15 protein-coding genes and 1 pseudogene are annotated in these 18,100 nt (G+C 62.9%); 10 read left to right on the forward strand and 6 right to left on the reverse strand.

Annotated elements, in window-relative coordinates; all coding sequences use genetic code 11:
• Positions 1 to 92: 92 nt before the first annotated feature.
• The 3 genes from FV229_RS11750 to FV229_RS11760 all read left to right on the forward strand — a co-directional run bounded on the left by FV229_RS11750 (position 93) and on the right by FV229_RS11760 (position 2,329).
• Positions 93 to 1,307 (forward strand): efflux RND transporter periplasmic adaptor subunit, encoded by a 1,215-nt coding sequence (locus tag FV229_RS11750; RefSeq protein ID WP_147752151.1) that lies wholly within the window; start codon positions 93 to 95, stop codon positions 1,305 to 1,307.
• 54 nt (positions 1,308 to 1,361) lie between these two features.
• Positions 1,362 to 1,667 (forward strand): DUF3862 domain-containing protein, encoded by a 306-nt coding sequence (locus FV229_RS11755; protein ID WP_147752152.1) that lies wholly within the window; start codon positions 1,362 to 1,364, stop codon positions 1,665 to 1,667.
• Between the two features lie 332 nt (positions 1,668 to 1,999).
• On the forward strand, positions 2,000 to 2,329 hold the full coding sequence (locus tag FV229_RS11760; RefSeq protein ID WP_147752153.1) for a hypothetical protein: 330 nt from the start codon (positions 2,000 to 2,002) through the stop codon (positions 2,327 to 2,329).
• A gap of 3 nt (positions 2,330 to 2,332) precedes the next feature.
• On the opposite strand, the gene FV229_RS11765 is transcribed toward FV229_RS11760, so the two are convergent.
• Complete coding sequence (locus FV229_RS11765) at positions 2,333 to 2,935, reverse strand: site-specific integrase (protein ID WP_246688154.1); 603 nt, start codon at positions 2,933 to 2,935, stop codon at positions 2,333 to 2,335.
• Positions 2,936 to 3,268: 333 nt separating this feature from the next.
• Here FV229_RS11765 and FV229_RS11770 point away from each other — a divergent pair.
• Positions 3,269 to 3,547: pseudogene (locus tag FV229_RS11770) on the forward strand (helix-turn-helix domain-containing protein); the annotation flags it as partial.
• A gap of 303 nt (positions 3,548 to 3,850) precedes the next feature.
• On the opposite strand, the gene FV229_RS11775 reads toward FV229_RS11770, so the two are convergent.
• Positions 3,851 to 4,972, reverse strand: a complete 1,122-nt coding sequence (locus tag FV229_RS11775) for an aldo/keto reductase (RefSeq protein WP_147752154.1) — start codon at positions 4,970 to 4,972, stop codon at positions 3,851 to 3,853.
• Positions 4,973 to 5,068: 96 nt separating this feature from the next.
• Between FV229_RS11775 and FV229_RS11780 the strand changes: the two genes are divergently transcribed.
• Positions 5,069 to 5,962: a LysR family transcriptional regulator gene (locus tag FV229_RS11780; RefSeq protein WP_147752155.1), complete on the forward strand. Its 894-nt coding sequence runs from the start codon at positions 5,069 to 5,071 to the stop codon at positions 5,960 to 5,962.
• Positions 5,963 to 6,222: 260 nt separating this feature from the next.
• Here FV229_RS11780 and FV229_RS11785 read toward each other — a convergent pair whose 3' ends face one another.
• Complete coding sequence (locus FV229_RS11785) at positions 6,223 to 8,337, reverse strand: TonB-dependent siderophore receptor (protein ID WP_246688155.1); 2,115 nt, start codon at positions 8,335 to 8,337, stop codon at positions 6,223 to 6,225.
• Positions 8,338 to 8,941: 604 nt separating this feature from the next.
• Between FV229_RS11785 and FV229_RS11790 the strand changes: the two genes are divergently transcribed.
• The 4 genes from FV229_RS11790 (at position 8,942) to FV229_RS11820 (ending at position 14,001) form a co-directional block, all read left to right on the forward strand.
• Positions 8,942 to 10,273: an MFS transporter gene (locus tag FV229_RS11790; RefSeq protein ID WP_187273760.1), complete on the forward strand. Its 1,332-nt coding sequence runs from the start codon at positions 8,942 to 8,944 to the stop codon at positions 10,271 to 10,273.
• A 124-nt stretch (positions 10,274 to 10,397) separates the two neighbouring features.
• Entirely contained in the window at positions 10,398 to 11,195 is a 798-nt protein-coding gene (locus tag FV229_RS11795; RefSeq protein WP_246688156.1) for an amidohydrolase family protein, read from the forward strand.
• A gap of 103 nt (positions 11,196 to 11,298) precedes the next feature.
• Entirely contained in the window at positions 11,299 to 12,066 is a 768-nt protein-coding gene (locus FV229_RS11800; protein WP_147752158.1) for an ABC transporter substrate-binding protein, read from the forward strand.
• Between the two features lie 1,653 nt (positions 12,067 to 13,719).
• Positions 13,720 to 14,001: a DUF2312 domain-containing protein gene (locus FV229_RS11820; RefSeq protein WP_147752161.1), complete on the forward strand. Its 282-nt coding sequence runs from the start codon at positions 13,720 to 13,722 to the stop codon at positions 13,999 to 14,001.
• A 43-nt stretch (positions 14,002 to 14,044) separates the two neighbouring features.
• Here FV229_RS11820 and FV229_RS11825 read toward each other — a convergent pair whose 3' ends face one another.
• Both FV229_RS11825 and FV229_RS11830 read right to left on the reverse strand, forming a co-directional pair.
• The gene (locus FV229_RS11825) at positions 14,045 to 14,614 is read right to left on the reverse strand and encodes a site-specific integrase (protein WP_147752162.1); all 570 of its coding nucleotides are present in this window, start codon (positions 14,612 to 14,614) and stop codon (positions 14,045 to 14,047) included.
• Positions 14,615 to 15,443: 829 nt separating this feature from the next.
• Positions 15,444 to 15,674 (reverse strand): hypothetical protein, encoded by a 231-nt coding sequence (locus tag FV229_RS11830; protein ID WP_147752163.1) that lies wholly within the window; start codon positions 15,672 to 15,674, stop codon positions 15,444 to 15,446.
• A 243-nt stretch (positions 15,675 to 15,917) separates the two neighbouring features.
• On the opposite strand from FV229_RS11830, the gene FV229_RS11835 reads away from it, so the two are divergent.
• Positions 15,918 to 16,166, forward strand: a complete 249-nt coding sequence (locus FV229_RS11835) for a hypothetical protein (protein WP_147752164.1) — start codon at positions 15,918 to 15,920, stop codon at positions 16,164 to 16,166.
• A 363-nt stretch (positions 16,167 to 16,529) separates the two neighbouring features.
• On the opposite strand, the gene FV229_RS11840 is transcribed toward FV229_RS11835, so the two are convergent.
• Positions 16,530 to 18,100: CheR family methyltransferase (locus tag FV229_RS11840; RefSeq protein WP_187275127.1), on the reverse strand; the 1,571-nt coding region annotated here is incomplete at its 5' end.

The raw sequence follows: 18,100 nt of genomic DNA on the forward strand, positions 1-18,100 counted from the left end.
GAGCCCGCGTTGCAACGTCCGGCCCGCATGCGTGTTCCTCTGCCGCTGGGCGGTCGCGGCGGCCGGACCCGGTGAGCTCGGGAGCGTCATCGGTGCGGGCAGCAGTCAAGTATGGCCTCGGGGCCGGGATCATCGTCCTGGCGGGCGCGGGCGGCTGGTACGCGGCCGGGCGTCCGACGCCGCACCAGATGCTCGCCGCCCTGCCGTTCACCGCGGCCAAGCCCGCCGCCACGCCGGATGAGGCGCCACTGGAAGTCCGTGTCGTGACGGCGCGCAAGGTGCCGGTCCCGATCAGCTTCACCTACACCGGCACCATCATCGCCCAGCAGGACGCGACGCTGCAGGCGCGGGTGACCGGCAACGTGATGGAACGCCCCTTCGAGCCGGGCGGCCACGTGAAGAAGGGGCAGGTGCTCTTCCGCATCGATCCGCGCCCGTTCGAGGTGGCGTTGCAGACCGCCAAGTCGCAGCAGGCTCAGGCCCAGGCGCAGCTCACCTTCGCGCAGGCCGAGGTGGACCGCACCGAATCTCTGGCCGACAAGGGCTACGCGACGGAGCAGCGCTTCCAGCAGTTGCAATCGAACCGCACATCTGCTGTCGCGCAGGTCCAGGGCGCCGAGGCCGCGATCGCCCGGCAGAACCTCAACCTCGACTACGCGGTGGTGAACGCACCCTTCGACGGACGCGCCAGCCTCTCGACCATCAACCCCGGCGATCTGGTCATCGAGAACCAGACGCAGCTCGTCTCCGTGGTTCAGCTCGATCCCATCGACGTCCAGATGGCGCTGTCGGCGGAGGATTCTGAGGCGATCCGCGCGGCAATGACGACGAAGGGCGGCGTCACGGTTGCGGTGCTCGACGCGAAGGGCAAGCCGGTTCGCGAGGCCAAAATCTACCAGCTCGACAACCGGTTCGACCCGCGGACCGCCCGGCGGCTGGTCCGCGCCCTGATGCCGAACACCGACGAGCGCTTCCTGCCGGGCCAGTTCGTCCGCGCCAGCATCCGCACGGGCACGAAGGAGCGGCTCCTGGTGCCGACCGCGTCCCTCGACGCGCAGCTCGCCCAGCAGATCGTCTACGTGGTCGACGCCGAGGGGAAGGTCCAGCAGAAGCCCGTCACCACCGGCGATACCTATGGCGGGAACACCGCGATCCTCGACGGGCTCTCCGACGGCGACCAGGTGGTGGTCGATCACCTTCAGGAGATGCGCCAAGACCTCAAGGTCGTGGTGCGGCCGGCCGGCGAGGTCGCGCCGGACGCCAGCCCCGCGGAGACCGGCACGCCGGCCGAGGCGGAGCCGGGCTGAGCGGACGCTGGGCGCCGCACCCCGTCACTCCAGACGTCTCGCAACCGGAACGCCATGTCGATCCTTCGTCTCGCGCCAGCCCTCGCCGCCCTCTTCGTCCTCCCCTTCGGGCCGGCGGTCGCAAAGCCCTCCGGCTGCCGGGCCACGCCCGCGGCCTATGCTGCCCTGAAGCGCGGCATGAGCTACCATCGGGCGGTCGAGCGCCTCGGCTGCCCCGGCCGGCGGGTGACCCATATGACGATCGGCCAGACCGAGCGGGCGACCTACACGTGGCGCGGGACGGGCACCTACGGCGCAAACCTCACTGTCTCGTTCCGCAACGGCCACTTAACGAGCAAATCGCAGCTTGGACTGAATTGACGCCGCCGCAGCGACTGGCCTGAGAGGGACGCGGCTCGCTCGAACAGCTGCTTCTAGACATAGGAAGCAGCGTCCAGAACGACGAAGTTGGGTCGGATTCTTACTGTCTGCTTGCGACTGCGAGCATGTCGTCGCTCTACACCTCTGGACGCACCGCCGAAATCAATGTCGATCATCGCGTTCACGATGACTTAGAAGGCATTGCACGCCAAACCTTCAGCATCTTTAGCCATAACCCTGCACTGCTTATGCAACTGCGCGGCCCATTCGTTAGCTTAAACTTAATACAATCAATTCAATACAAACAATAAGGTAATAATGGGATTATCGAGATGAAAATCATATGGTTTGAGGCTCAGTTCCGAGCAATTATAGCTCCTAACGAGCCAATGGGTGACTGTTTCGAGGCATTTGGCGCAGATTTAACTACATTGAAAGATTGGCTCCGCCTTCAGAAAACTAACGGGATAATATTCACAATTCTTCCAGAAATTCATGATCCGAATAACATGCTTGAAATAATAAAGATGAAGTTTTTTAGTGGAAACATGGATGTTTCTTCATGCAGAAAAGTCAATGATGATATCATGATATTCAAATCGGCGTGGCACGGCGCACCTGATACTGTTTGGTCGAAATTCGGGGATCACCATGCTGTTTGAATATTATAAAATCTCTACGGCAGCCCGCATCATCTCATCGTTGACATCGATATAGCGCTGCGTTGTCGAGAGATGCCGATGCCCGGCGAGCATCATGATGGCCTTGGGTGAAATACCAGCATGAGCCAGCCGCGTGATGAACCAGCGCCGCCCGCTGTGGCTTGAGCCGCCATCAAGCCCGGCGGCATCGTACCAGCCGCGTATGAGCTGACACAGGGTGTTTGCGCTGAACGCCGAGCGCTTCTGGGTGATGAGCACCGGCTGCAGCAGGCCAGGGGGTTGCGCGAGGCTTGCTCGGTACTGCTCCACCTCTCTGCGCAGCCGGGCGTTCAGGAACACCACGCGGGCATGGCCGCCCTTGGTCACCGCTGCGCTGAGCCGCAGCTGCTCGCGTACCTTGCCCTCGTCGTCGAGGAGATCGCTCCAACGGAGTGATGCGATCTCTCCCACCCGCAACCCAGCTAGGTAGCTCAGCATCAGCGCCATGCGATTGCGTGGCCCATATTTGCCTTGGCTCACTACCGCTGCAAGCCGCCGGAACTCCGCCTCGGTGGGCACCCTGGCCTGCTTCATTGAAATCTCATGCTTTGTGCGGTTCAGCGACAAAGCATGCTGTTTCCAATTGGCTGGAAGGGCGAGGCCTAGAACTAAATCAGCGCCAGCAGAGATTTAGCTTCACATCGAATATCATAAAACATAGCTTTTATGATGTTGGGTCGATTATGCAGATCAACTTTCGCTATCCGCGCGGCCAACCAGCGCTTGGGTCGGCAAGCTAACCATCTGGAAGCGATCCGTTTCAAATTCTCGGAAGGTCTGCTTCGTGGCAGGCCGGCAGAGGATAATCTACGTCTGATACCAATCGACGCTGAGGGTGACTCACGGAGTTTCGTTGCGTTTGCGGATCTGATTCGATGAGGCGAACCGGGAGGGTTTGCCATGTCGGCTGCGGTGGCGTTGCGGCAGGATTTCACGGCCGATGATCTGCGGAGGCTGGCCAGGGCCGGCCGGGATGCGGGTCAGGGCCGCCGTCTGCTGGCGTTGGCCGAGATTTACGATGGCGGCAGCCGCACGGACGCCGCCCGGATCGGGGCGGTGAGCCTGCAGACGGTGCGCGACTGGGTTTTGGCCTTCAACGCCGAAGGACCGGTCGGCCTGATCGACGGCAAGGCACCCGGCAACCGTCCCAAGCTGAACGAGACGCAGCGCCAGGCGCTGGCGCGGATCTTCACCTCCTACGACGACATCCTCGATCGGTGTTGTGAGGCCTGGAAACGCTTCGTCGCCCAACCCTGGCTCATCATGTCCATCGGACTGCGCCAGTGGGCCTATCGGTTTTGATCAATGCCGGTTGGTATGAGTTGGGTGGCTTTCTGCCCGACCGCTTTTTGGTTGCATGTCCATGAAGCCGGACGTTTGCCCGGCGTCTGTACCGACCGATGCTCGCGCGTCGCCTTGGGGCAGTTGGCGGACAGGGAGGCTGGGTACACCCGGGACCGGGCAAGCGAGGAAAGGCTTTCCTCAGGGCCTCTCGCCCGGGGCCCGAACTTGCGCGCCGCCGAACACGACGGCTTGCCGCAACGGCGGTCGCGACAGGCCGTAGATCAGGCGCGGTTCCGCCGGTGCGCTGACCGCATCCAGCGCGGCGCGATGCTCCTCAGACAGCACGACATCAAGCGCGGCGATGTTGTCGGTGACCTGCGCCGGCCGACTGACGCCCATCAGCGTCGAGGCGACTCCCGATCGTCCGATCACCCAGGCGAGCGCGACGTGCGCCGGCGATTGCCCGATGTCTTCCGCCACCCGGCGAACCTCTTCGACGATGGTCCAGTTGCGCGGCGTGAACAGGCTGTCGCCGAAGGGATTGGCCCCGTCGAGCCGTTTGTCGTCGGCGGAACGCATCGCGCCCGACTGCGCCGCATCCTTCGGCAAGCCGCCCACACGCGGACCCGCCGCCTCCACGGTAGCGCGGTCGTACTTGCCGCTTAGCAGCCCATAGGCGAGCGGCGACCACGGTACCATGCCCAAGCCGAACTCGGCTGCGAGGGGGATGTGCTCGTCCTCCACCTCCCGGTTCACGAGCGCGTAGAAGTACTGCAGCGCGATCGGCCCCGGCAGCCCACGCAGGGCGGCCAGCGTCGTGAGCTTGGCAACGTACCAGGCGGGTGTGTTCGACAGGCCCCAATAGCGAACCTTCCCGGCGCGCACGAGACCAGCCATGGTCTCCAGCAACTCCTCGGCCGGCGTAACCCCGTCCCAGATGTGCACCCAGTAGAGATCGACGTAGTCGGTCTGCAAGCGGCGCAGCGAGCCTTCCAGCGCCGCGTGGACATGCTTGGCACCGTTGCCGCCCGCGTGCGGCCCGTTGCCCGTGGCGAACCCCGACTTGGTCGCAAGGACGATCCGGTCGCGCAAACCGCGTTCGCCGATGAAGCGCCCGAGCATCGCCTCGCCCTCGCCACCCGCGTACACGTCGGCCGTGTCCACGAAATTGCCGCCCCGCTCCAGATAGGCGTCGAACACGGCGCGGCTGCCGGCCTCGTCCAGCCCCCAGCGCGCCGTGCCGAAGGTCATGGTGCCGAGCGCGAGCGGACTGACCGCAAGGCCGGAGCGGCCGAGCGTTCGGTAGTGGGTGAGGTCCATTGTTGCATATCCCTGCTGATCCCGCACAGGATAGCGCCGCCGTTCGCGGGGGATTAGCCCGTATCATCCGCAAGGGCTTATGAACGGGATGCAGCAATGCGACGGGGCACACTCGACGATCTGGCGGCGTTCGCAAGGGTGGCGCGCACCCGCAGCTTCACGCGTGCGGCGGCCGAACTCGGCCTTTCGCCCTCGGCACTCAGCCACGCCGTACGGGGGCTGGAGGAACGACTCGGCGTTCGGTTGCTCGCGCGAACCACGCGCAGCGTCGCTCCGACGCCGGCGGGCGAGCGGCTCATGCGGTCATTGGCGCCAGCGCTGGCGGAGGTCGAAAGCGGGCTCGCTGCGCTCGCCGACTGGCGGGGTGAGCCATCCGGGACGCTGCGGCTAACGACCTTCTCCTCGGCCGCGCGCCACGTGCTCGACCCCGCCCTGCCGCGCTTCCTCCTCGATCATCCGGCCGTCTCCATCGAGATCGTCATCGACGATCGCCTGACCGACATCGTCGCGGATCGGTTCGATGCCGGCATCCGCTTCGGCGAAACGGTGGAGCGAGACATGGTGGCCGTGCGCCTAGGGCCGGACCTGCGCACGGTCGTGGTCGGCACACCCGCCTATTTTGCGTGCCATTCACGGCCCGAGACGCCGGCGGACCTGGAGGCGCACAACTGCGTCAATTACCGGCTGGTCGGCGGGGGTGGATTGCTGCCGTGGGAGTTCGCGCGCGACGGCCAAGACGTTCGCGTTCGCGTAGGCGGCCAACTCACCGTCAACGATGCGGTCCTGACAGGGGCCGTAGTGCGGGCCGGCGCCGGACTCGGCTACATGCTGGAGGAGGATGCGGCAGCTGATATCGCGGCGGGCCACCTCGTGCAGGTCCTTGCGGACTGGTGCACGCCCTTTCCCGGTTACCACCTCTACCATCCGAGCCAGCAGGCGACACCGGCGCTTCGTGCCCTGATCGATGCCGTGCGTTGGGTGCAGGCATGACCTGATCCGTTCCATCGCCGTCGCGGTTTCCGACGACCGCAGCGTGGTTGTCTCGCCACGCAGCGGTCCGACAGCTTTTCGCCAGCCGAGAGAAGCGGTGGAACGGCGAGGTCGGGTCGGGTGCCGACTGTTCGCTCTAAGACGGGACCGGGTGGATCACTGCCAGTCCGATTTCAGGCGGCTCAAGCATCCCAGCGGACGCAGCTATCTCACAGGCCGGTGATCCACCATGGAATGCCGCTTCCTTGCAGCGGTGGACATCAAAATCGTGCTGCGACCCCGCCCATGATCGTGCGCGGCGTACCGGGTGTGGCGTAGCGGTTTTGGAAGGCGCGGTCGTAGTAGGTGGTGTCGAGCAGGTTGTCGACGTTGAGGTAGACCCGCACCTGCGGCGTAATCCAGTAATACGAGATCAGGTTGAACACCGTGTAGTCCGGCAGACGGAAGGTCGAGAGGGCCGTCCCGGCCTGCCGTGCGCCAACATGGGTAACGCCACCACCGAAGCCGAGGCCGCGCAGCTCCGCCCCCTGGAACTCGTAGACGCTTTGCAGGGCGAGGGTGTCGGCGGGGATGTTGGCGATCCGAGTCCCCACGGGCAGCGTATTGTCGCGAGCCACGGCGGCGTCTGCATGGGTGTAGGTGCCGATGATCCGCCAGCCAGGCGCCAGATAGCCGGCGACGGTCAAGTCGAAGCCCCGGCTGCGGACCTCGCCGGCTGCAACGCTGAAGTTCGGATCGACCGGATCAACGGTGAGGACGTTGGTGCGCCGGATGTCGAACAGGGCTGCCGTGGCACTCAGCTGCCCATCGAGCAGGCTGAGCTTGGTGCCGATCTCATAGCCCTCACCCTGCTGGAAGGCGAAGGGCTGCCCCGCGCGGTTCGTGCCGGTGTTTGGTAGGAAGGAGCGACCATAGCTGCCGTAGAGCGAGACCGTGTCCGCAAGATCGTAGGAAAGGCCGAAGCGCGGCGTCGCGACCGTGTCCTGCAGGCTGGTGGAGCGCCCGGTCCGGTAGTCGGTCGAGACCAGGCCAAGGCTTTCGACGCGCACGCCCACGAGCGCATGTAGGCGTGGGGTGATGTCGATCTGGTCCTGAACGTAGCCGCCGTAGCTCTCCGTGTTCTGGAGGAAGTTGGTGATCGAGGCGAGCGGCGGCCGCGCCGCCTGTCCGTAGCGTGGGGCGAACAGGTCGAGGGTGAAGGGGAAGAGGTTCGCGTTCGAGCGGTCGAAAACCTCGCGGTATTGGTAGCTGTCGTACTCGAAGCCCATCAACAAGGTGTGCCGGAAGGGACCGGTCTCGAACTTGCCTGCGAGGTTGAGCTGCAGGTCGATGTCGGACCAGCTCAGGTCCCGGTGCTCAAAGGTGCGGCGCAGGGTGCGGCCGTCCTGCAGGACGTTCATGGCGCCCACGCCGTCGCCCAATAGGCGCCCGCCGAGGGCTTGGGCGCCGGCCGTCACTACCCAGTTCGAGTCGAGCCTGTGCTCGATGCGAAGCTGCCCCAGAGCGTTGTCGTTGCGCACCGGCGGGATGCCGGGCTCGCCGATGAAGCGGTTGCGTGGAAGTGCGCGGATGTTGCCGTTGATCGGCACGACGCCCCGGTCGAAGGTCGTGGCGGTGCTCATCACCTCGCCCTCCAAGGTGATCGTGGTGTCGGCGGTCGGCTTCCAGGCGATGACGGGGGCGATGTAGAAGCGGTCACCGCTCACGAAGTCGCGAAAGCTGCCATTATCCTCGACGGCCCCCGTGACCCGAGCGAGCACCCGCCCCTCCTCATCGAGAGCACCGGTGGCGTCGAAGGTGCTGCGCTTCTGGTTGAAGCTGCCGTACTGCGTGCCGATCGCGAGGGCGCGTTCGGCGAGCGGCTGCTTGGTGACGATGTTGAAGGTCCCACCGGGATCGCCGCGGCCGTAGAGGAAGGCTGAGGGACCCTTCAGCACCTCGATCCGCTCGATGGAGACCACGTCCGGCGAGTTCGGGAAGCCGCGGTTGATCGGAAACCCATTGCGGTAATACTCGCCGGTGTTGAAGCCGCGGATCGTGAACTCCGTCAGCCCAAGGCCGGCGAAGTTATTGGCCCGGCCGACGCCGGCGAGGTCGAGGGCAGTGTCGACCCGCGTCGCGGCGGCATCCTGAAGAACACTGTCCGGCACGACGACCACGGTCTGAGGCACCTCGCGAAGAGGCGTGTCGGTACGTGTCGCGCTGACGCTCTCACGAGCAAGGTAGCCATCCACCTTGCGGGGCGGCCCGTTAGCCGTTCCGCCATTGCCTACGACGGACAGCTCGTCGAGCTGCACCTCCTGCGAAGCGTCAGTTGCAAGCTGGGCTACCGCAGAACTGGGTCCGAAGCTGACTAGCGAGCCTGATTGGGCCAATAATACTAATGCGGTTGACGCTGCGAGATGGATTACGCTTCGGAATTTTGGGTGCGGAAGAGTCACAGACGATAACCAGCCTTTATTGAGGCGGCATCGTTACAATCCAGAAACAAAAGCGGTCAAGGCGGCATTAATCTATGTGAACAAGGTTTGTTTGTAGAAGCTTCAATGTGGCCCATGATGCGTCTGGAATCATTCTAAAAAATCAGCCCTTAAGCATTCGCGTGTGGCCCTAGCGTGACAGTGATCAGGGCGATTGAGGAGCAACGATAAGTCGAGACCCGTCCGTCCGCTCTACGATCGGGTTGGGTGGGAACCGGTCTCTCCGCTTCGAAGCGTGGTGAGCTTGAGGTCAGACAAGATGGTGGCGGCAGGGAACGCATCGCCTCCGACGTTCGCTGAACCGCGGTGTCAACGAGGGCAGATCGACGTTCAATAGCCATCGGCCACTGATGCCTCGGCGGATCGAATGCTTTGACGACGGAGCCCCTACAATTTCGGATAATCGATCCCAGAACGCCCGAAGCGCCGTTCCAAGAGGGTTCACATCGACGATATGGAGTGAACCAAGAAAAAATCGGATCTTGGTGGGAGACACGATATGGACGCCACGCCGACCTCGCCAGACCGATCCGTTGATGGAGCCGCCGTCATGCGGCGCGTGGGCTGGCGGATCATCCCGTTCCTGGTGCTCTGCTACTTTATCGCCTACGTCGATCGGGTAAACGCGGGTTTCGCCGCCCTCACCATGAACAAGGATCTCGGCCTATCGCAGGCCATGTTCGGCATCGGTGGTGGCCTGTTCTTCGTCGCCTACGTGCTGTTCGAGGTGCCGAGCAACATCGCGATGGAGAAGTTCGGCGCGCGGCTCTGGATCGCGCGTATCATGATCACCTGGGGCATGGTCGGCGTGGCGATGGCGTTCATCGTCGGCCCTTACAGCTTCTATCTGTGCCGATTCCTTCTCGGCGCTGCCGAAGCGGGCTTCTTCCCCGGTGCGCTCCTGTACCTGACCTACTGGTTCCCCAAGGCGTACCGCGCCCGCATCGTCGCCATGTTCATGGTTGCGATCCCGATCTCCAGCTTCCTCGGCTCGCCGATCTCGGCAGGCCTGCTGCAGCTTGAAGGTGCCGCTGGGCTGCACGGATGGCAGTGGCTCTTCATCGTCGAGGCAATCCCGGCGGTGCTGCTCGGGCTGGGCGCCCTGTTCATGCTGCCGAGCCGACCGGCGGAGGCTAAGTGGCTCTCACCCGAGGAGCGGGCATGGCTTCAGGATCAACTCGCGGCGGATCGCTCCGGGACATCCCCGGTCGGGCACCACCTGCCGCTGCATAAGGTGCTGACCAACAAGTACGTCTGGGCGCTGGCGCTGATCTACTCGGGGTCGTCGGCCACCAGCAACGCGCTCTCGCTGTGGCAGCCGCAGATCCTGAAGGCGTTCGGCCTGTCCAATCTGGAAACGGGCCTGCTTAACATGATCCCGTTCGGCATCGCCTCGGTGTTCATGATTTTCTGGGGTCTACGAGCCGACCGGACCGGCGAGCGGGTGTGGAGCACGGCTTTGCCGCTGGCCGCGACTTGCCTGTGCTTGTTCGCAACCAACCTCACCTCCTCGCTTACGGTGACGATGGTGCTGCTGAGCCTCGTGCTGATGGGCAACTACGCGATCAAGGGACCCTTCTGGGCAATGGCCACCGAATGGCTTTCGGTGGGCACCGCCGCTGCCGGGATTGCGGCGATCAACACCCTCTCGCATCTGGGGACCGGCATTGCCTCGTGGCTGCTCGGCGTGATCAAGGACCAGACCGGCAGTTTCCCCCTCGCGCTACTGCCCCTCGTATTCCTGACCGGCTCGGGCGCGATCATGACCCTGATCCTCGGCCGCGGCTTGCGTGCCCGGGCCGCAGCCCCTGCTCCGGCCGCCGCGGAATAGTTTTGACCGTAACCATGATCGCAAGGGAGCGGCGATGATTTCGCGACGCGTATTCCATGGTGCCATCGTAGGCTTGGCTGCGGCGAGTGCCTGGTCGCAACACGGCGCGGCCCAGGAAGCCGCCATGACGGCTATCGATGCCCACGCGCATGTCTTCAAGCGTGGCCTGCCGTTAGCCGCCAATAGTCGATATGCGCCCGACTACGATGCGACGCCGGAGGATTACATCAGGAATCTGGAAGCCAACGGCATAACGAATGGCGTCCTCGTCCAGCCGAGCTTTCTCGGAACCGACAACAGCTACATGCTGGAGGCGCTGAGACGTTACCCGGACCGTTTCCGGGGCATCGCCGTCGTGCAGCCCGACATCCAGCAGGATGCGCTACGGGAACTCGCTGCCGCCGGGGTGGTCGGCATCCGGCTCAACCTGATCGGCGGGCAGAACCCACGGTTCGATGCCGATCCGTGGCCGATGTTCCTGAAGCACCTCGCCGATCTCGACTGGCAGGTCGAGATCCAGGCGGAGGCCCGTCGATGGCCGGAGTTGCTCCCCCTCTTGCTGAAGAGCGGCGTGAAGGTCGTGGCGGACCACTTCGGCAAGCCTGACCCCAAGCTCGGCATCGACGATCTGGGTTTTCGGCAATTGCTGGCCGCGGGGAATACGGGTCGCGTCTGGGTCAAGATCTCTGGTTCGTACCGCAACGGTGCCGGCTTACCGGCGGCTGCGATGCCGCTGCTGCGCGAGAGCTTCGGTCTCGATCATCTCGTTTGGGGAAGCGACTGGCCTAACACCCAATTCGAGGCGACGACGGGTTACAGCCAGGTGCGGGGCGAGTTGGACGTCTGGGTCCCGGATCCGGGTGATCGCCGCGTCGTCCTGGATGCAGCGCCGCGCAGGCTGTTTTGGATGATGCGCCGATAGAGACGACGTGACGACAGCAAGGAGGGCCGCGTCGGGAAGCACGACGTCGACGTCGGTGGGCGCCCGATGCCCGGATCGACATCGGGCAGGTGTAAGGAACGGCATGAACACGAACGATCTCACCGCCGCCCGGGCCGATCTCGCACCGACCGGCGTCCTGCGCGCGGCAATCAATTTTGGCAATCCGGTCCTGGCCCAGAGAGACCCCGTCGCGGGCGAGCCCCGCGGCGTCTCGGTCGTCCTTGCCACGGAGTTGGCTCGTCGGCTTGGCGTCCCGGTCGAGTTCCATGCCTTCGAGGCCGCCGGCAAGGCCTTCGAAGCCTTGAAGGAAGGCGAGGTGAATGTGGCATTCCTCGCCCGCGAGCCCGAACGTGCCGCCGAGCTCGCGTTCACGGCACCCTACGTCAACATCGAAGGTACCTATCTGGTCCTCGTCGGCTCACCTCTGCATGGGATCGACGATTTAGACCGGGCCGGGATACGCATCGCTGTCGGCTTGAACGCCGCATACGACCTGTTCCTCACTCGGACATTGCGACATGCCGAACTGGTGCGGGCGCCGACCTCGGCCGCAGCGGTCGATCTCTTCCTCGACCACGGGTTGGAGGCCGCGGCCGGTGTCCGGCAACCCCTCGAACGGGTCGCGCGCGAACGCAGTGGCCTTCGAGTGGTCAACGGCCGGTTCACGGCCATCGACCAAGCAATGTGCATGATCCCCGGGCGACCAGCAGGCCTCCTCTTTCTCATGGACTTCACCGAGGACGCCAAGCGCTCGGGGTTGGTTGAGAAAGGTTTGGCTGAAAGCGGACAGGATAGAGCGCTCGTCGCGCCGCTTGAAACCGGTTCAACGATCACCGGCAATCGCCCGTAAAAATCATCCGGTACGGGAGTGTTCTCCTAAATCCGACAGGTTCCGAAAAAGTCGGCGATTGCATACCCACGGTATCCTGTCGACATTCCATGTAGAGGTCCGCTTTCGGGTAGCGTTGTTGGCGGCATTCGCGACCAGGTTGGGTCGGATGCAGAAGGTCCGCTTCCGTGTAAGCTGCCTAATTCTGCCGTTCGTGCAAATCCGAAGAGTAAGCCGAGACCGTCATGGGATAATCGGCAGGGAGGCCCCACTAGGCCCTGTAGACTTCCGACATGAGACCGAGCCGTACGAGCTACCAGCTCAGCGTTTTGTACTCTTTGCCGTCCTCAAAGCTGATCATACCTTCAGGCTGAATGAAGCGCCAATACTCGGCAGGCGTGAGCTCGCGCTGCTTCTCGGCGGCCACGACGCTGCATAAGGTGAGGCCCTGAGGGCTTGCATGAACAACTCTGATCAACTTGGTCAGCTTAGCAGCCGGGAGTTAATTGCCTTTGGTTTAGACGGCGACAGTCTGCGTGGTGAGCACTACTAGATCGCCTGATTACCCAGCTTTGATGGCCATCCACGCTCTGTGAGATCTGAACTTCGGCGAGTTCAGGTACCGAGGAAGGTAGGGCTATCAATTCACCAGAGGGCTCGCGGAAGCCTACGTTTCCAGCGCTCACCGGGCCGCAAGGTGGTGACCTCCTTGGTGCGCGTTGCGGAACGCACACGCGCAACAGCAGACTGCGGATTTGCGCTGGCATCAACCTCAGCGATAGCGACAACAGCCGAAGCAGTAGCTGGCCTTTGCGTATGTAACTCATCAGCACCCGGTTTCGCGGCTGTAGCTACAGACGAGGCCTTCGTACGATTAGCCGGGGGCTTCACACGACGCACGCGTGCCAGCCGCTCCTCTACAGGCGCTTTACGCACTTCAAGGATTTCGGGCTCGACAGGCATATCAAATATCGGCACGAGGCTCGGCAGCACCCGCCGAGCTGGCGTGTGAGATCGTGAAGTTTCGGAGTGAAGCAGGGGTGCAGGCTGCATCTCGGCAGGCTTGTCAGCAGCGGCTACCGTCAGCCCCCCCCACAGGTCCTGACCTTTACGGGAATGTGCTGTGGCTTCGGTGAGCGAGGCGCGGGATGTACGGGTATGCTTGATCTCGACCGTGAACGGGCGCGCGCTGCGACGCTTCATGTATGGAAAAATCCTGACAAAATCTGGCTCAGCGATGCAAATCACGCCGACTGCAGATGCACATCATATGGGATGGTTCTGTTCTTTGTCTAGGTCACGTTCGGTTGGAAAATTCTCGTCATCACAAGCTTTTTGACACGATGCCAAGGGCAAGAACAACGTAAGCACCGACGAAAAACCAAGTCCTGAACTTCACTACTATGGGTCCGATCATTGGGATGCGCATGTACAAGCTAGCGACGGCGAGCCCGATGAGTACGAGCGACACGAGGAACGTGATGGCGCGTGGCGGTGAGAGATTCAGCATGGTCCCATCCTCGCGCCGCATGGTTGAAGAGTGGTGAAGCCAACAGATCGGTCCGCAGCCCGACTGTTAGAGGCCGCTCGTACTGCCGGGATCGCCCATCAGCATTAACCATCTGCTTACCCAAACCCGCGAGGTTGCCGCCCTGCATTCGCTGAGGAGGAAGCATGTCCGACACCATCGACACCGTTGGGGTTGCCGGCGACCGTATCCGCTCGATCATCGAGCGCGTGGAGAAGGTCGATGAGGAAATCAAGGATCTGATGGAAGCCAAGAAGGAGATCTTCCTGGAGGCCAAGGGCGAGGGGCTGGACGTGAAAATCCTCAAGGAGATCCTCAAGCTGCGCAAGCTCGATCAGGACGAGCGGGACGAGCACGAGACACTGCTCGACGTCTACATGCGTGCGATGGATGCTCCGAGCCCAGCGCCGATGGCCGAGGCTGCCTGAGCGGCAATCGCTAACGTAGGCGAACGCCGAGCTGTCGTGTGGTTCAGAGGATCTCCACTGCAGCGCGCATCATCTCGTCATTCACGTCGATGTAGCGCTGCGTGGTTGATAGATGACGATGACCGGCCAGCATCATGATCGCCTTGGGCGAGATCCCAGCATGGGCGAGACGTGTGATGAACCAGCGTCTGCCGCTGTGGCTTGAGCCGCCATCTAACCCGGCCAGATCGTACCAGCCCCGCATGAGCTGGCACAGCGTGTTCGCACTGAACGCAGAACACTTTTGAGTAACCAGCATGGGCTGCAGCAGGGCAGGGGGCTGCGCGAGGCTGCTGCGGTACTGCTCCACCTCCTTGCGTAGCCGGGCGTTCATGAACACCACGCGGGCATGGCCGCCTTTGGTAACAGCCGCGCAGAGACGAAGCTGCTCGCGTACCTTGCCCTCACCATTCAAAGGATCGCTCCAACGCAGCGAAGCTATCTCTCCCACCCGTAACCCTGCGAGGTAGCTCAGCATGAGGGCCATGCGGTTGCGCGAACCGAACTTGCCCTGACTCACAACCGCCACCAATCGCTTGAACTCGGCCTCCGTGGGCACGCGCGCCTGTTTCAATAGAACCTCACATTTTGTGCTTCTCAGCTGCAAAGCATGATGTTTCCAGATTGATGTAAGGGCGAGCGGTTCATCATTTCCAGTGATATCAATAAGTTAGCGCCTAACATCACTAAATGTAGATTTTATGATGTTGTAGACGGCGTTGAAGCTCAGCTTTTCCAACCTGCGTAGCCACCAGACGCAGCTGCGGTGACGGCGTACACCGGCTGCTTGCGACCCAACTTCGCCTTTGAGGAGCTCCAACCTAAAGCTCGAAAGCAGACATCTCGCAACGAAGCGGTCGCTACACGGCAACCATGCTTGTGCGCCGACGACGGAGGGAAAATTCACCCAGAGGCAGTCGAGCAGAGATCAACGGCCTCAAGTTAAGGCACCTCTTCCCTCGGAGAACGCTCACTGCGCGGCGCATAGAGTGAGAGCCCTTCGGCTTTCTTCGCTTGGATGCGTTCGCGAAGGGACACTGCCCGCTGTGCAATGGCAGCGGCATCGCATCGGCGGCAGGGTCCACCGCGACCGGCGGCCTTACAGTCGGCGGGATGCTGGCATGTACGGCGTGGCATGACGGCGAGGAACAGTCATATCGCTGTCGGCAGTTAGGCCCTGGACGCCAAGGCGCAAGCCTTGGGTACGGCGCCTTCGTCCGAGAGGGCTTCCAGCTCTCTCAGGCTCAGGATGCGGCCGTCCGGTCCCGTGATGGTAACGTCAGTCAGCTTGCTCTGGATCAGGTCACGGTTCTTGCGCACAGCCCATTCCGGCGTCGGACAGTTGTAGGTCACTGTGCCGTTCTTCGAGAGACCCCGAACGATGTAGAGTGGGCGCTCTACCATCACAAGTCGATCCCTGCGGCCCCAAGGATGGCGCGCTGCTTGATGATGCCTATGCGAAGCGAACGGACCACATGCTCAAACTCAGGGACCAGCGGATCGCCACCATCTCGGAGCACGGAGATCGTCTCCGAAAACGCGGATAGCACCGTCTCATCGAGGATGACGTTCAGGGCCGTCCGGTCGCGCAAGCGCTGGCAGGAAAAGTTCTCAACGGGGTTTTGGTACGCCATGGCGCATCAACCAGCCTGTCCCAGGTTCGGTTCGGTGACGACCGTTCAAAAACGTTGCCGGCGACCCGCCTATGGAGGGGGCAAGCAGCGTCGCCGCGGCTGATCGAAGGGGAATTCGTCGGCTGCTAATGCAGGAGGAATAAGACGCCTAGCGTGTTTCAAAGGCGTAGCTGCAGCATTTCACTTAAGTTGTGGCGTCAGCCAACAGAACCTAGGAGAGTGCTGCTTTCTGAGGAGAGCCACATGTCTCGCTACGTCATCGATAGCTGTGACGATGAACACTTGATCCTTGGCGACGAGGGCATTGACTTCGATACCCTGGAAGATGCTCGCACGGCCGCGTTGGCAGCCCTTCCGGATATGGCTCGGGACAAGCTGGCCACTGGCGATCATCGGACCTTCTCAACCGCCGTGCGAGACATGGACGGTACGGTATTCTACCGTGCGACCCTTACGCTCGCGGACGAATGGCTGAACGCGCCGAACAGATAGCCTCCCCTTATTCAGCCTCATGAACTGCAATCAAGCTGCGCCTTTTTAATTTTTGGATTGCTGGCGCGCAATGTCTTGACCGATCTGAAGCAGCAGTAGGCGCATCAGAATCTGCATTTCCGGCATGTCGTAAGCTTTGATGTCTTCGTAGATGTCGAGGCAAGCCTGGGCTGGCCGCCGGAAATCTGACGTTCAACCTTCAGATCAGGCCGGCACCGCGATCTGCTTTCGCACGAAACAGAGGTGGGCGGCCTCTGCAAAGGCGTGCCGTTTGCCCGCTATTCTCGCGTAGGCAGCCTCGTCGATATCACGCAAGCGCGGACGGGCCGCCGAGGTTCTAGGCGCGGTGCCCGCTCCCCTCGGTCATCCCTGCTCCAGTAGGTTCGTGAAGTTCGCGACGATCCCGGGCATCCGGCTGCCCTTTCGGGACGAGGCCATCAACCGGACACGGTAGCGAGCGCCGTTTTCCCCCTCAATCGTCCGCTCGGAGGGTCGGCTCGCCGCCAGCACAGTCGGGATCTCGTCCAACAGCCACGTCAGGGGGATCGGCGTCGAGAAGTTGCGCAGGGACCGGCCGACGTCGCCCGGCTGGAGGCCGAAGATCTGCGCCGCGGCAGCGGTGAACATGCGGATGTGGAGATCCGGCGTCAGGAGCACGCTGGCGACGTTCATGCCCTCGAACAGCGTGGACTGGTCGTCGCTCATCTGATCGATGGCCTCGATCTTGGACGTTAACTCGGCATTTACCGTTTGAAGCTCCTCGTTCAGAGACTGCGTCTCCTCCTTCGAAGCCTCCAGCTCCTCGTTGGCGGCCTGCATCTCCTCGTTGACGGAGTAGAGTTCCTCGTTCGAGGATTTGAGCTCCTCAAGGGAGGTCTCGTACTCTTCGATCACGCCCTGCAACCGCTCGCGCGTCATGCTCAGTTCGCGTTCCAAGCCCTGGAACGCCGTGTCTCGCTCATTCGCCTCCAAGGCCTGCCGCTCCTTAACGACGGGCGCAGCGGCTTCGTTGAACACGACCAGGAACAATGGCTCGGTCGCGCCGGCAGTGTTCAACGGCTTGACGACCAAAGAGATCGTTTGAAGGCGGCCGTCCGGCAGCTCGACGCTGATGCTGTCGCGCACGACCCGAGTGTTGCCCTCGATCGCCTCGCGCAGCGCCGTTCGGAGATCCAGCCGCAGGCCCTTGCGCGCCATCGCAGCCAGCTCCCGCGTCGGCTGGCCCGGTACGACCTCCAGGTGATCGCCGATCCGCGACGAGTAGTGCACAGCCTCGCCCGTCCGCGTCACGACCGCGTGGGGCGGCGTGAACTCGGCCAGCATCAGCGTCTCGACCGTGTGCCGCAGGGCCGTGTGCGTCGTGACGTTGCGCCGGTACGGCTGGCCGGCACCCGCGAAGATCGGCGTGTCCTGCCCGGACATCGGCGGCAACCGGGCCGGCGGGATCGCGTCGCGGGCCTGGAAGATGCGGTTCCGCTTGTCGATCGTCTCGAACAGATCCTCAAAGCGCGTTACGTTCTCGGCCATCCCGATGAACAGGTAGCCGCGCGGGCGCAGAGCGTAGTGCAGCACCGGCATCAGTTGCTGCTGGGCTTCGACGCCGAGGTAGATCAGCAGGTTACGGCAGGAGACGAGATCGAGACGTGAGAATGGCGGGTCGCGCAGCACGCTGTGCGGGGCGAAGGTGCAGAGGTCACGGACCGCCTTTGCGACCACCGCGCTGTCGCCTTCGACGACGAAGTGCTGCGCGATCCGTTCGGGCGAGACGGCGGACAGGTAGGTCTTCGGATAGAGCCCGGTCCGGGCGACCGTGAGCGAGCGCTCGTCGATGTCGGTGGCGAAGATTTGCACGCGTGGCGGATCTGCCAGGGTGAGCATGTGCTCGCGCAGGAGGATGGCGAGGGAGTAAACCTCCTCGCCGGTCGAGCACGCCG

Source organism: Methylobacterium sp. WL120 (assembly GCF_008039465.1).
GTDB classification, from domain to species: Bacteria; Pseudomonadota; Alphaproteobacteria; order Rhizobiales; family Beijerinckiaceae; genus Methylobacterium; species Methylobacterium cerastii.

Excerpts from the sequence above, each read along its gene's own strand:
- FV229_RS11795 (WP_246688156.1), top strand. The coding sequence starts at position 10,398 with ATGACGGCTATCGATGCCCACGCGCATGTCTTCAAGCGTGGCCTGCCG.
- FV229_RS11820 (WP_147752161.1), top strand. The coding sequence starts at position 13,720 with ATGTCCGACACCATCGACACCGTTGGGGTTGCCGGCGACCGTATCCGC.
- FV229_RS11800 (WP_147752158.1), top strand. The coding sequence starts at position 11,299 with ATGAACACGAACGATCTCACCGCCGCCCGGGCCGATCTCGCACCGACC.
- FV229_RS11755 (WP_147752152.1), top strand. The coding sequence starts at position 1,362 with ATGTCGATCCTTCGTCTCGCGCCAGCCCTCGCCGCCCTCTTCGTCCTC.
- FV229_RS11760 (WP_147752153.1), top strand. The coding sequence starts at position 2,000 with ATGAAAATCATATGGTTTGAGGCTCAGTTCCGAGCAATTATAGCTCCT.
- FV229_RS11775 (WP_147752154.1), bottom strand. The coding sequence starts at position 4,972 with ATGGACCTCACCCACTACCGAACGCTCGGCCGCTCCGGCCTTGCGGTC.
- FV229_RS11790 (WP_187273760.1), top strand. The coding sequence starts at position 8,942 with ATGGACGCCACGCCGACCTCGCCAGACCGATCCGTTGATGGAGCCGCC.
- FV229_RS11780 (WP_147752155.1), top strand. The coding sequence starts at position 5,069 with ATGCGACGGGGCACACTCGACGATCTGGCGGCGTTCGCAAGGGTGGCG.
- FV229_RS11830 (WP_147752163.1), bottom strand. The coding sequence starts at position 15,674 with ATGGCGTACCAAAACCCCGTTGAGAACTTTTCCTGCCAGCGCTTGCGC.
- FV229_RS11835 (WP_147752164.1), top strand. The coding sequence starts at position 15,918 with ATGTCTCGCTACGTCATCGATAGCTGTGACGATGAACACTTGATCCTT.